This is a genomic window from Pseudomonas uvaldensis (assembly GCF_021271205.1).
Lineage (GTDB): Bacteria > Pseudomonadota > Gammaproteobacteria > Pseudomonadales > Pseudomonadaceae > Aquipseudomonas > Aquipseudomonas uvaldensis.
In genome coordinates, this window is sequence record NZ_JAIWKS010000002.1 from 17,088 (window position 1) to 30,301 (window position 13,214).

General features: G+C 63.8%; 10 protein-coding genes. 8 read left to right on the top strand and 2 right to left on the bottom strand.

Annotated elements, in window-relative coordinates:
• The first annotated feature begins 5 nt into the window (after positions 1 to 5).
• From LCU97_RS03710 to LCU97_RS03745, 8 genes are all read left to right on the top strand, one after another.
• Positions 6 to 1,859, top strand: coding sequence for a CoA transferase (locus LCU97_RS03710; protein WP_232775589.1), 1,854 nt, complete (start codon positions 6 to 8; stop codon positions 1,857 to 1,859).
• Positions 1,856 to 3,505: a class I adenylate-forming enzyme family protein gene (locus tag LCU97_RS03715; RefSeq protein WP_232775590.1), complete on the top strand. Its 1,650-nt coding sequence runs from the start codon at positions 1,856 to 1,858 to the stop codon at positions 3,503 to 3,505. The genes LCU97_RS03710 and LCU97_RS03715 overlap by 4 nt, the downstream gene beginning before the upstream one ends.
• A gap of 5 nt (positions 3,506 to 3,510) precedes the next feature.
• Positions 3,511 to 4,719: an acyl-CoA dehydrogenase family protein gene (locus tag LCU97_RS03720; protein WP_232775591.1), complete on the top strand. Its 1,209-nt coding sequence runs from the start codon at positions 3,511 to 3,513 to the stop codon at positions 4,717 to 4,719.
• Positions 4,716 to 5,921 carry an MFS transporter gene (locus LCU97_RS03725; RefSeq protein ID WP_232775592.1) on the top strand — a complete coding sequence of 402 codons (1,206 nt, stop codon included), beginning with the start codon at positions 4,716 to 4,718 and terminating at the stop codon, positions 5,919 to 5,921. The genes LCU97_RS03720 and LCU97_RS03725 overlap by 4 nt, the downstream gene beginning before the upstream one ends.
• Complete coding sequence (locus tag LCU97_RS03730; RefSeq protein ID WP_232775593.1) at positions 5,918 to 7,000, top strand: glucuronyl hydrolase; 1,083 nt, start codon at positions 5,918 to 5,920, stop codon at positions 6,998 to 7,000. The genes LCU97_RS03725 and LCU97_RS03730 overlap by 4 nt, the downstream gene beginning before the upstream one ends.
• Before the next feature lie 483 nt (positions 7,001 to 7,483).
• A complete protein-coding gene (locus tag LCU97_RS03735; RefSeq protein WP_053151348.1) occupies positions 7,484 to 8,893 on the top strand; it encodes a circularly permuted type 2 ATP-grasp protein in 1,410 nt (469 codons plus the stop codon).
• Between the two features lie 3 nt (positions 8,894 to 8,896).
• Complete coding sequence (locus tag LCU97_RS03740; RefSeq protein ID WP_232775594.1) at positions 8,897 to 9,847, top strand: alpha-E domain-containing protein; 951 nt, start codon at positions 8,897 to 8,899, stop codon at positions 9,845 to 9,847.
• On the top strand, positions 9,844 to 10,638 hold the full coding sequence (locus LCU97_RS03745) for a transglutaminase family protein (protein WP_053151352.1): 795 nt from the start codon (positions 9,844 to 9,846) through the stop codon (positions 10,636 to 10,638). The genes LCU97_RS03740 and LCU97_RS03745 overlap by 4 nt, the downstream gene beginning before the upstream one ends.
• Before the next feature lie 17 nt (positions 10,639 to 10,655).
• On the opposite strand, the gene narL is transcribed toward LCU97_RS03745, so the two are convergent.
• On the bottom strand, positions 10,656 to 11,303 hold the full coding sequence (gene narL / locus LCU97_RS03750) for a two-component system response regulator NarL (protein ID WP_053151353.1): 648 nt from the start codon (positions 11,301 to 11,303) through the stop codon (positions 10,656 to 10,658).
• Positions 11,300 to 13,099, bottom strand: a complete 1,800-nt coding sequence (locus tag LCU97_RS03755) for a HAMP domain-containing protein (RefSeq protein WP_232775595.1) — start codon at positions 13,097 to 13,099, stop codon at positions 11,300 to 11,302. The genes narL and LCU97_RS03755 overlap by 4 nt, the downstream gene beginning before the upstream one ends.
• Positions 13,100 to 13,214 lie beyond the last annotated feature (115 nt).

Genomic DNA, 13,214 nt, shown 5'->3' on the forward strand with positions numbered 1-13,214 from the left:
GTCTTATGTCGCGTCTTCTACAAGGTTGCAGCCTGCGCGGCTGTGTCGAATCGGTGCCCGCCGGCTTTGCCGCGCTGGCCGCGTCACTGCGCTACCAGGCGACGGCGCTGGGCCTGGAGCATCGTGAGTTCCAAGGTGACCCAAAGGCCTGCGGGCTGGGTTTTTCCTTTCATCATCCAGACCTTTCGCCCATCGACGGGAGGGTTCACGGCTGGCCTGACGGCAGCGCCCACGGCATCACGGAACATACCGTGCAGGCGGCCTGCGGGGTGATGTCGGTGCATGGCCGGGCCAGTGGCAAGGCCCAGGGGCTGGGCCTCGATTATGTCTCGACCCTGAGTGCCAGCCTGGCCCTTCAAGGCGCGCTGGCCGCCGCCCTCGGTCAGCTGCGCGGCGGTCGTTTCGAGCACGTCAGCAGCTCCGTGGGCGCCGCCGGGGTGCTGGCCATCGGTCAATACCTGGCCGGTGCCACGGCCGCTGATGAGGCGGAACGGCTGCTTCCCGGGGCGACCTGTTCGAAGAATCGGCCTCCCTTCGTATCCGCCGACGGCGTGGTGTTCGAACTGGAGACCCTTGACGCCGAGCCCTGGCGCCGTTTCTGGGCGGCGGTGGGGGTCGATGCCGAACAGGCCGGGCAGGGCTGGAAGGCATTCCTGTTGCGCTATGCCAAGGCGGTGGCGCCGATGCCGACGGTGTTTCGCCAGGCCCTGGCGCGGCTGTCCATGGACCGCATCCGTGCCTTGTGCGCCTTGAGCGGCATGGCGGTTTGTCCGCTGCGCAGCCTCGCCGAGCGGCGTGCCGACGCAGACCTGCCACGGCAATTGATTCAAGGCCCTTGGGCCTTCGAACGCGGCGCTGCCGATGGTCGGGCATTGCCTGCGCTGACGCCGGGTGAATTGCCGTTGAGCGGCCTGACGGTGATTGAGTCCTGTCGCCGGATCCAGGGGCCATTGGCCGGTCACTTGCTGGCGATGCTGGGCGCCGAGGTGCTGCGTATCGAATTGCCCGGCGGCGATCCGTTACGGGCCATGCCGCCCTGCGCCGACGGCGTATCGGTGCGTTTTGATGCGCTCAATCGCCTCAAGCAGGTGCGCGAACTGGATATCAAATCCGCTGCCGGTCGCGCCGAACTCTACGAACGGGTGCGGCATGCCGACGTGTTTCTGCACAACTGGGCGCCGGGCAAGGCCGCCGAACTGGCGCTGGACCGCGCCGACCTGGCACGGATCAACCCGGGCCTGGTGTATGCCTATGCCGGTGGCTGGGGGCACGACCGTCCGGGCGAACCGTTGCCGGGCACTGATTTTGTGGTTCAGGCGTGGTCCGGCGTCGGCGAGCAGATCGGCCAGGCCTCGGGTACGCCGGGCGGTTCGCTGTTCACGGTGCTGGATGTTCTGGGCGGTGCGGTCGCTGCCCAAGGCGTGACCGCTGCCCTGGTTCACCGCGCCCTCAGCGGCCAATCGGTACGGGTCGACAGTTCCTTGCTCGGTGCGGCCACGTTGCTCTGTGCCCCCGCACTGCAGACCCCACAGGCGAATCACGACAGCCTGCTCAAGGGGGTGTACCCGACCCTGTCCGGTTGGCTGGCGATCGATTGCCAGACCCCGACCCAGCTTGAACAGCTGAGCCTGATCCTGGCTTTGGACCCACGCACCGATCCCCAAGAGCTGGATGCATCGTTGGGCAGAGCCTTATCGGCGCAATCGGCCGAGACCTGGCAACGCATGCTGGATGACGCCGCGATACCGGCCTGTGTGGTCGTACAAGACCTGTCGCAACTGAGCCAAGACAGGCGATTGAAGCCGTGCCTAAACCTGAATGCCTATACCTCGGTCAACGCCCACTGGAGTTTTCGATGAATAACGCAGGCATCATTGATCTGGTCCCCGTTGAGGTTCGCAGTGTCTGGGAACGTGACGGGACCTACCCCAACCGCTCGGTCTATCAATTGTTTCGCGAGCACGCTCAGCGCGAGCCGGAAAAAGCCGCCGTGCTCTCTCCCGAAGGCTCCCTGAGTTATGGCCAGCTGCATGATTATGCCTTGCGTATGGCCGCCGGTTTGCGGGCAGCCGGGATCATGCCCGGTGATGTGGTGGCCTACCAGCTCACCAATAGCTGGCGTTGCTGTGCCATCGACCTCGCCGCCGCCGCGCTGGGCGCGGTGGTTGCACCGTTTCCGCCGGGGCGCGGCAGCCTGGACATCCAGGCACTGGTCCGACGCTGCGACGCGCGCGCGGTCATCGTTCCGGCCGAGTACGCCGGGATCGATCTCTGCCAGGTCGTCGAAGCACTGCGTCCGACCCTGTTGTCATTGCGGATATTGATCGTCGAAGGGGCCACCCGGGACGGCTGGCTGAGCCTGCAGGACCTGCTCGAGACCGAGCCGCTCGATGAAGGACAACTGCCCCAGGTTTGCCCCAATTCACCGGTGCGCCTGCTGGTGTCGTCCGGCACCGAGTCGGAGCCCAAGCTGGTGGCCTACTCGCACAATGCCCTGGTGGGCGGGCGCGGCCGCTTCCTGCAACGCATTCATCCCGAGGGCGCCAGCTTTCGCGGGTTGTATCTGGTGCCGCTGGGCTCTTCGTTCGGTTCCACCGCCACGTTTGGCAGCCTGTCGTGGCTCGGTGGATCGATTGCCGTCCTGCCGCAGTTCGATGTCGCGGCGGCCATCGAGGCCATTGAACGGCTGCGCCCGACCCATATCCTCGGGGTGCCGACGATGCTTCAGCGCATCGCCGCCGATGCCCGTCTGGCCGACGTCGACAAATCCAGCCTGCTGGGGTTGATCTGCGGTGGTTCGCTGATCGACGAAGTCACCGTGCGCCGCTGCGTCGATGCCTTTGGCTGTGGCTTCATCAGCCTTTACGGTTCGGCGGACGGGGTCAATTGCCACAACACCCTGGACGATGCATTGGAGGTGGTCTTCTACAGTGTCGGCCGGCCGAACCCGGCGGTATGCGCAATCAAGATCTTCGACGAGCAAGACCAGGAGGTGCCTCAGGGCAGCGTCGGCGAAATCCGCGCGCGCGGCCCCCTGAGCCCGATGCAATACGTCAACGCCCCGGAACTCGACGCGCAGTATCGAGACGCTGAAGGCTGGGTCAAAACCGGCGACCTTGGGTACATCGACGCCGACGGCTACCTGATTCTGGCCGGGCGCAAAAAGGACATCATTATCCGTGGCGGCGCCAACATCAGCCCGGTGCAGATCGAAACCCTGGCCACCGGTCATCCCGATGTGGTCAGTGTCGCCTGCGTGGCCGTGCCGGACCAGGACCTGGGGCAACGGGTGTGCATCTGCGTGACCCTGCGCGAGGGAGCGCCGCGCTTCACCCTGAATGAGTTGACCGACTACCTGCGCGAGCAAGGATTGGAAGTCAATAAATTGCCCGAGTACCTGCGTTTCTATAAACAGCTACCGCTGACCCCGGCCGGCAAAATCGACAAGAAGTCCCTGGCCGCCGAAGTGGCGTTCCTGGAGAGCGGGGCGGGCATCGCATGTTGAGCACAATGAGGACTGACCGCCCTTTGGACGCGGCTGAGCTGGCGCGCCAGGTCCGGCGCTTTGTCGACCAACGCATCATCCCCCTGGAGACCGAGCTGGCGGCTGACCCCGTACAAGCCGCCGAGCGCATCGCTGCGTTGAGTGCCCAGGCCCGGGCCGCCGGATTGTGGGGCACCTTTTACCCCCAGGCCCTGGGCGGTCGGATTGCCAGCTTGCGGGCCTATCTGTCGGTGGCCGAGCAGGAGGGGCGGTCGGAGTATGCGCCAGCGATCTTCGGCGACGACGCCACGCTGGATCTGCACATGTTGAGCCGGCATGCCGGCGAGGAGATCCGCCAGCGCTTTCTCGCTCCGCTGGCAGCGGGTGCGATCGTTTCCAGTTATGGCATGTCCGAGCCGGACAGCATCGGCTCGATCCCGGCGACCCTGCGCAGCCATGCCGAACTCGTCGACGGTCACTGGCGATTGAGCGGGCGCAAGTGGTTCATCTGCCGCGCCGAGCGGGCGGCATTGGTTACAGTGATTGCCCGTACCGCGCCAGGTCCCTTGGAGCGTGGGTTATCGATGCTGCTGGTGCCCAGCGACTTGCCCGGCTTTCGCGTCGAGCGACCTTTATCGGTTCTCGGGCGTTTTTCCGGGCAAGGCGAGCTGTCGTTCGATCAGGTCCAGGTCCCGGCCAGTCATGTCCTGGGCGAGGTGGGGCAGGGCCTGGCATTGATGCAGGAGCGCCTGGCGTTGGGGCGCGTCCTGCGCTCGGTGCATTGGCTGGGTCTGGCCCAACGCTGTTTTGATCTGATGTGTGCACGTATTCACTCTGCCCGAGGCGTGCAGGCACGGCTGGCGGACAAGCAACTGGTGCGTCAACGGGTGTTCCGGGTTTACCAGGGCATAGCCGCCGCTCGCGCATTGCTGCACGACGCCGCCGAAAAATATGACGCCGGCGTTGCCAACAGCATCGAGGTGAATATCGCCAAGGTCGCCGCGTCCCAGGCCTTGAGCGAGGCGGCTGATTCGGCGATCCAGATCATGGGCGCCGAAGGCTTGAGCGATCTGTCGCCGCTGTCGGGCATCTATCGACTGGCACGCACCACCCATATCCTGGATGGCACCGACGATGCACTGGTGAGTGCCGTGGGCAGGCAATTGCTCGACAGCCACGGCGAAGCAGGGCTGGACTTCGATTGGCCATCCGCGATGACGGAGGCGGAGCGATGATCGGGCACATTTCTTCTCGAGGCGTATGGCTGCGGTTGGTGCTCACCGCGGCCATGGCACTGCCCATGCTGATTTTCTATGCGGTCGGCACCCTCGGCCCGTTGATGCTCGCCGACCTTGGTGTGCCGACCCATTGGCTGGGCTGGCTGATCACCAGCGCATTCGGTTTCGCTGCCTTGTTATCGCTATGGGCCGGGCCGCTGGTCAATCGTCTCGGAACCCAGCGTTCCCTGGCTTTGCTGTTCTGGAGCACGGTGGCGGCGTACGGGTTGTTGGCGAGCTTGCCGGGGTTCATCGGGGTTGTGCTGGCACTGGCGGTGTGTGGCATTGCTCAGGCGCTGGCCAATCCGGCGACCAATCTGTTGATCGCCGAGCGCGTCGAACCTCGGCAAAAGGCGGCGGTGGTCGGCCTGAAACAGTCCGGCGTACAGGTTTCGGCGTTGTTCGCCGGATTGTTGTTGCCCAGTCTGGCACTGAGCCTGGGTTGGCGCGGGGCCTTGGCCACGCTGCTATTGCCGGCGCTGCTGCTGGCCTTGTTGGGGCCGCGCGTGGCGGCTCGCGAGGGGGCGGGCAAACCTCTGGGGTATGCCTTGAATCGACCCAATGCATGCCTGGCACTGTTGATGAGCGTGCAACTGTGCGTAGGCATCGTCTTGTCGTCGTTCGTGACGTTCGTGGGGGTCTTCTCCGCCCAGCAAGGCATGACCGGGCAATGGATCGGTGCGTTGATTGCCGGTTTCGGCGTGATGGGCATCGCCGCGCGGATCGTGCTCACCCCGTTGGGGGCTCGGATGGCCGATGAATCCTGGTTGTTGCTGGTTCTGCTGCTGTTGTCCGGCGTGGCGTTGTGGCTGACCTCGCTGGCCTTGCCCGTGCGTCACTGGCCGCTGTGGGCGGGCGCCCTGGGCATGGGCCTGACCGCCGTGGCGACCAACGCCATCGCCATGAGCATGGTGTTGCGCGATCCAGGGTTTGGCAGCCCGGCGTCGGCGGCCGGACTGTTGTCGGCGGGTTTTTTCGGCGGGTTTGCCGTGGGGCCGCCGTTGTTCGGTCTGTTCCTGCGCGGGCCTTGGGGTTTTGCCGATGCGTGGCTGTTGCTGATTGGCGTACTGGTGCTGGGCGGTCTGTCGAGCCTGCTGTTGATTCGCTTGCGTCAACGGCACAAGACACCTGCCATTACCGGACTGAGGGCCATCAAATGAGCGTTGTCCTGGCATGGCAAGCGCCATTGCGGCTCGACGAGGCCTATCGCGCCATTGCGGCGATGATCATACGCATGGATCAGATCCAGGCTTCGTGTGGCGACGGGTTCCCGTTGTATTGCGCCGGACCTGACAGCCATTGGAAAGTCTCGGCGGGCGGCTCCTGGCTGGGCGGATTCTGGTCCGGGCTGTGGTGGCTGCGCGCCTATCGAAGCGCGCATCTGGAGGATCGTCGGCAGGCCCGGCAGATTACCGAACGACTGCGAGACAAGCTCGCCACAGCCACGCACCACCGCAGCCTGATCTTTCATTACGGCGCAGGGCTGGGCCGTTGCCTGCTGGACGACGCCTTGGCTGATGAGTTGGCGCAACAGGCCGTGCAGCAGTTGGTTCGGGCCTTCGACCCCTTGCTGGGCTGCATCGCGCTGGGCCGTGACATGGGCGGCGGCGAGCGGGGTGACCAGTGCTTGAGCATCGACCCGCTGGCGGCCACGCTGCAGCTGTTCGCGCACCGGGCCGACCCTCGGCTGTTGAGTCTCGGACGACAGCAATTGCAGGCTTCTTTTCGTGCCTGTGCCGGTCGCGACGGGGCCTGGAGCAGCCAGGCTTGCCATGAAAGCGGAGACTGGCGAGCCGACGACAGGCCGGGCAACTGGTCCCGGGGCCAGGCCTGGGCGATGCTTGGCCTGGGTGTCGGCGCCAGGGTGTACGGCGCGCCTTACACTCAGGACGCTGTGCAGGCATGCCAGTATTGGCAGCGTAGTCGTGGCCTGGAGGTACCGCTCAATCGCTTGTCCGAGCCCCAGGGGCCGGACGATCCCTGCGCGGCGGCAATGGCTGCGCTGGCCTTGCAAGGATTGGCCTCACGGATACCTGATGGCGATGTGTTGCGACAGCACGCCGCTGCGCAACTGGCGGCGATTATTCGCAGTGACGATTTTCAAGAGGGGCGGTTTCTCGGCCATTGCTACCGAATCGGCGCCGCCGGGGAGCAGAAGGTCGAGTCGGCCTGCGGCAGTTTTTTCCTCCTGGCGGCCTTGCTGGCCTGGACCGGTGAGCTTGATCCAGGCGTTATTTAGAAGGTCGCTTCCCGCCGACACCCAGCTCCGGCATCGAGCAGTGAGTATAAATTTCCCCCTTTCAGGGCACTGAATCCCTGTCCCCTGCCTTTTTGCACCTATTCGACCCGTTCCAGGAGTCGCTGGGGAAAGCTGCAATAAGCGTTTCAGCTTTCCCACGGTGTTTTGTCGTATAAATAAAAACAAATTTCGCTTTTAAACAACTTCGTAACGGTTTTTCCAGCGCAATCTTGATCCATCGCGCTTAGGCACAGCCTTTGCTACGACTCGACAGCGACACCCATCCAACCGCTTGATCCAGTACAGGAGCGACCACGCAGATTCTATCAGGGGGCGCACGTCATCCAGACGCAAAGGCCAGAACAGAGACCGACATCCATCGAGGTGTTCAGCAAACAGAGCTCATCAAAACAAGGCAAGGCCGGACTATTGGAATGACGAAGTGATAAGAAATGCCGTGTAGAACGCGGCTGGGAGTTGGCTATGCCCCGAGCTTTTTTCAATGAAATGTACGATGCCCAGGGTGACTGCCGCCCGCATTACCAAGCCTTCGCACGCTGGCTGGCGGACACACCGGTCGAGTTGCTCGACCAACGCCGTCGCGAAGCCGACCTGCTGTTCCATCGGGCCGGTATCACTTTCACCCTGTACGGGGATGAACAGGGCACCGAGCGGTTGATTCCGTTCGACATCATCCCGCGCAGCATCAAGGCCAGTGAATGGCAATCAGTCGAGCGAGGCTGCATCCAACGGGTCCAGGCCCTGAATATGTTCCTCGATGACATCTATCACGGGCAGCACATCCTCAAGGAAGGGATCATCCCCCCCGAGCAGGTGCTGGCCAACGAGGGTTACCAGATCGCGATGCAGGGCCTTGACCTGCACCGGGGTATCTACGCCCATATCGCCGGGGTCGACCTGGTGCGCGATGGCGATGGCAGCTACTACGTGTTGGAGGACAACCTGCGCACCCCCAGCGGCGTGAGCTACATGCTCGAAGACCGCAAGATGATGATGCGCCTGTTCCCCGAGTTGTTCGCGGCCCAGCGTGTGGCCCCCATCGACCATTATCCGAACCTGCTGCTCGACACCCTGAAAAGCTCGAGCCCCCTGGAAAACCCCACGGCGGTGGTCCTGACCCCGGGCCGTTTCAATAGCGCCTATTTCGAACATGCGTTCCTGGCCCGTGAGATGGGCGTGGAGCTGGTGGAGGGCGCCGACCTGTTCGTGCGCGACGACCATGTCTACATGCGTACCACGGCCGGTCCCCAGCAGGTGGACGTGATCTATCGTCGCCTCGACGATGCCTTCCTCGATCCGCTGTCCTTCAACCCCGATTCCATGTTGGGCGTGCCGGGATTGGTTGCCGTGTATCGCGCCGGCAACGTGGTGCTGGCGAATGCGATTGGCACCGGCGTGGCCGACGACAAGTCGATCTACCCTTATGTCGACGAGATGATCCGCTTCTACCTCAGCGAAGAACCCATCCTGAAGAACGTGCCGACCTGGCAATGTCGCAAGCCCCAGGACCTGTCCCATGTGCTGGCTAACCTGCCGGACCTGGTGGTCAAGGAAACCCAGGGCTCCGGCGGCTACGGCATGCTGGTGGGGCCGGCGGCTACCGCTGCGCAGATCGAGGATTTTCGCGCACGCCTCAAGGCCCGCCCGCAAGACTACATCGCCCAACCGACCCTGAGCCTGTCCACATGCCCGACCTTCGTCGAGAACGGCATCGCCCCGCGTCACATCGACTTGCGTCCATTCGTGCTGTCCGGCAAGGAAACCCGACTGGTGCCCGGCGGGCTCACCCGCGTGGCCCTGCGTGAAGGCTCGTTGGTGGTGAACTCGTCCCAGGGCGGCGGCACCAAGGACACCTGGGTAGTGGAGGACTAAGACATGCTTTCAAGAACCGCCTCGGACCTCTACTGGATGTCCCGTTATCTGGAGCGCGCCGAGAACCTGGCGCGCATGCTCGAAGTCAGTTACTCGCTGTCGCTGATGCCCCAGGCCGGGCGCAGCGACGGCCATGCCGAGCTGGCGATGTCACTGCTGGCGGCCGGCACGCTGGACGATTACAACGCCCGTTATGGCGCGCTCAACAGCGAACATATGCTGCATTTCTTCGCCCTGGACGACACCAACCCCGGCAGCATCTACAGCTGCCTGCGAGCGGCACGCACCAATGCTCATGCCGTGCGCGGACGCATCACCGCCGACATGTGGGAGAACATCAACGCCACCTGGCTGGAGATGCGTAATATCGCCAGCAATGGCCTGGGCCGCTATGGCATCAGCCATTTCTGCGAATGGGTCAAGGAGCGCTCGCACCTGTTCCGTGGCGCGACGTCGGGCACCATCATGCGCAACGATGCCTACTGTTTCATTCGCCTGGGCACCTTTATCGAGCGTGCGGACAACACCCTGCGCCTGTTGGATGCACGCTACGAAATGTTCGGCGAAGAGTCGGAGGAGGTCAGCGACAAATCGGCCCGCGGTTATTACCAGTGGAGCGCATTACTGCGGGCGCTGTCGTCGTTCGAGGCGTTCAACGAGATCTATCGGAACGCGCCGAATGCCGAGCAGGTCTCGGAGATGTTGCTGCTGCGCGCCGACGTCCCGCGCTCGTTGCTCGCCTGCATCGAGGAACTCGATAACATCCTCGCCAGCCTGCCCGGTAATAACGGCCGCCAGGCCCAGCGCCTGGCCGCCGAGCTGCACGCACGCCTGCGTTATTCCGGGATCGACGAGATCCTCGCATCGGGCCTGCATCAGTGGCTGACCGATCTCATTGGCCAGATCCGTCACCTGGGCCAGACCGTTCACGAGTCTTATCTGGAGGTCGTATGAAACTGTCCATACGCCACGACACCACTTACCGTTACACCGATGACGTGTGCACCAGCATCCAGTTCCTGCGCCTGACGCCCAAGGACAGTCCGCGCCAGCGTGTGCTGCAATGGCATCTGGAACTGCCGCGCCTGGTGCGCAGCCAGCTCGATCCCTACGGCAACATCCTGCACGTGATGACCATGGACGAGCCCCACGGCGCGCTGGTGCTCACCGCATACGGCGAGGTGCAAATCAATCAAACGGTGGAGATGGAGCCGGACCATCAGTCGCCGCTGCCGTTCCTGCGCACCAGCCGTCTCACCCAGGCGGACGATGCCCTCAGCGCCTTTGCCCAGGAGCAATGCGCAGGGCGACGTGATCGTGTGGCGCTGACGGACTTGATGGAGGGCCTGGTTGCACGCATGCCCTACAGTCCCGGTACCACTGCGGTCAGCAGCACGGCCGCCGAGGCGTTTGCCGGCGGTTCGGGCGTTTGCCAGGACCACACCCATGCGTTCCTGGCCTGCGCCCGCAGCCTGGGCATTCCGGCGCGCTATGTTTCCGGTTATCTGTGTACCGAGGATGAAAGCCACCTGGCGAGTCATGCCTGGGCCGAAGCCTGGCTGGACGATGGCTGGTACAGCTTTGACGTGACCAACCGCCTGATCCGTCCCGACCGGCACTTGAAACTGGCGGTCGGCCTGGACTATCTCGATGCCTGCCCGGTGCGGGGCATGCGTCGGGGTGGCGGGGCGGAGCAGATGCAGGCGCGGGTGCAGGTGAACTCCATGGTCCAGGTCCAACATTAACGGTCGCGGGCTGCCGGCTAGCCGGCGCTGCGCAGGTGCTCCATGGCCCAGACGGCGGCCTCGACCCGCGAGCGCAGGCCAAGCTTGTGCAGCAGGTTCTTGACGTGGACCTTGACCGTGCCTTCGGTAATGCCCAGTTTGTGCCCGATCACCTTGTTGCTGAAGCCACTGGCAATGGCCCTGAGTACCTGGCGTTCGCGCTCGGTCAGTTCCACGTCCGCCTGGCGCGGCGGGGAGCGCAGGGCCTGGGCCATGACGCGGGTCAGGCCGGGGCTGATCACAAGGGCGCCGTGGAGGGCGTCGCGGATGTACTGGATCAGCAATTCAGGCTCCATGTCCTTGAGCAGGTATCCGTTGGCGTCCAGGCGCAGGGCGTCGCGGATGTCGTCCTCGGCATCGGACACAGTGAACAGCAACACCTTGCCGGTGTAGTTCATCGCGCGTAACCGACGCAGCGTTTCGATGCCGTTCAATTGCGGCATGTTGTTGTCCAGTAGCACCAGGTCGGGCTTGAGCGGTTCGACCAGCGTCAGCGCTTCTTCACCGTGGCTGGCTTCGCCGACGATCTGCAGATCGTCTTCAAGCTCGAGCATCTGGCGGATCCCGCGACGCATCATCGGGTGATCGTCGACCAATAGCAGGGTGTGGCGCAGGGGGGCGTTCATGTTGCGATGCCTTCGGAGTGTTGGCCCAGGAATTCCGGTTGGAAATGCACCTGGATACGGGTGCCCTGGGGTGTTCGGGAGAGAATCTGCAGTTGGCCGCGCAGGCTGCGGGCCCGTTCGTTCATGATGTTCAGGCCGTGATGCTCGCGCTGGTCGACCTCGCCGCTGAAGCCCCGGCCATCATCTTCGATCGACAGCCGCACCGTCTCGCCTTCCTGGCGCAATTCCAGCCAGGTGTTCTCGGCATGGGCATGGCGCAGGCAGTTGGACAACGCTTCGCGGGTGATTTGCAGGATATGGATCTGTTCGCTGGCCGACAGCTCGAACGCCAGCGTGTCGATGAACAGATGCACCTGAAAATCCCCACGGTTGGAGAACTCTTCGGCGGTGTCCTTGAGCTCCTGGACCAGACCGTCGTCGTGGATCTGCAAACGGAAGGTCGTCAGCAATTCGCGCAACTGCCGGTAGGCGTTGTTGAGCCCTTCGCGCAACTCGCCGGTCACTGTCTCCAGGGTTTGCACCGGTTCGCCGCGACGCATCAGGGTCTGCATGCGGCTGACTTGCAGCTTCATGTACGACAGGGCCTGGGCCAGCGAGTCGTGCAACTCCCGGGCAATGATCGTGCGCTCGTCGAGCAACAACAGGCGATGGTCCTGTTCACGCTGGCGTTTGAGCGACAGCGATGTGCCGATCAGGTTGGCCAGGGCCTGAATCAACTCGGTTTCCCAGGGTTGCGCCAAGTGGCCGTCGACAAAATGCGCCTTGAGTTCGCCAAGCTCGTTGCCCTGGTTGCTGATGCTGAACGTTTGTGGCCGGGTAGAGTGGTGTTTCTCGCACGTGGCGCAGTCGCTACTGGCGCACACCTGGCGGCTGTTGGCGCCATGCAAGGCCAGCAGTTGTCGTGCCGGTGCCTGGAGTTGCCCTTGCAGGCACAGCGACAGGCGCAGGCCGGGCAGTCGTTGCTGGAAGCGTCGGATCAATTCATCCAACCCCTCGGCATTGGCCTGGCGCGTCGCCAGGCTGCGGCTGCTTTGGTAGAGCAGCTCCAGGGCGGCATTGGCCTGTTGCAGGTTCAAGGTCTTTTGCCGAACCTGGTCTTCCAGGGTGCGGTGGGATTGCTCGATGGTTTCGGCCATGGTGTTGAAGCTGGTCGCCAACTGGCCCAGTTCATCCTCGGACTGATGATTGACCCGCACCTGGAACTCGCCCCGACGAAAGCGCTGGGTCGCGTCCACCAGCTCCTGCAACGGTGTGACTACGCTGTACTGCAATTCATACAGGCCGATCAGCAGGATGATCATGGTGCTGAACAGCGCCATGCCCTGGATCGTCTGTTGCCAGCCCTGTTTGTGCTCGCTCTGGCGCTGCAACAACGTGACGAACTGATCCAGTTGTGCGACGAAAGCGTCCGCGCTGGTCTGGAAGAAAGCCGAATCGCCGCGCTCGACGGCGGGCCGCAGCGCTCCATTCCAGCGTTGCAGGAGATCGCGATAGCTCTGATGCAACGCGGTAGTCGGACCGTCTTCCAGCACGGCGCGAAGGGAAGGGCTATTGAGGCGTTGCTGCAGGCTCTCGACGATGGCCGGGATGGCGGCGGTATCGCCCGCCGCCAGTTTCCAGCTCAGGTGGTAGGTTTCCATGCGTACCGAGCCGGCCGTGTTGATCGCCGCCGCGTCGCCCTGGCTGAACCAGGCGATCAGCCCGGCACTCAGAGAACTGGCCAGGGCCAGAATGGCGATCAGGATCACCGCCACCCCCGCGCGCGCGGGCAGGGAGCTGCGCAGCCAGCTCATCATCGCGGCTGACCCGGCAGGAAAATGTGCAACCCGGACATGGTAGGGCGCCTGGACTGGGGGTATGGCAGCCGATCCTGGCGCACTACCTCTAAAGAGTTCTCGGCCGTTCCGTTTC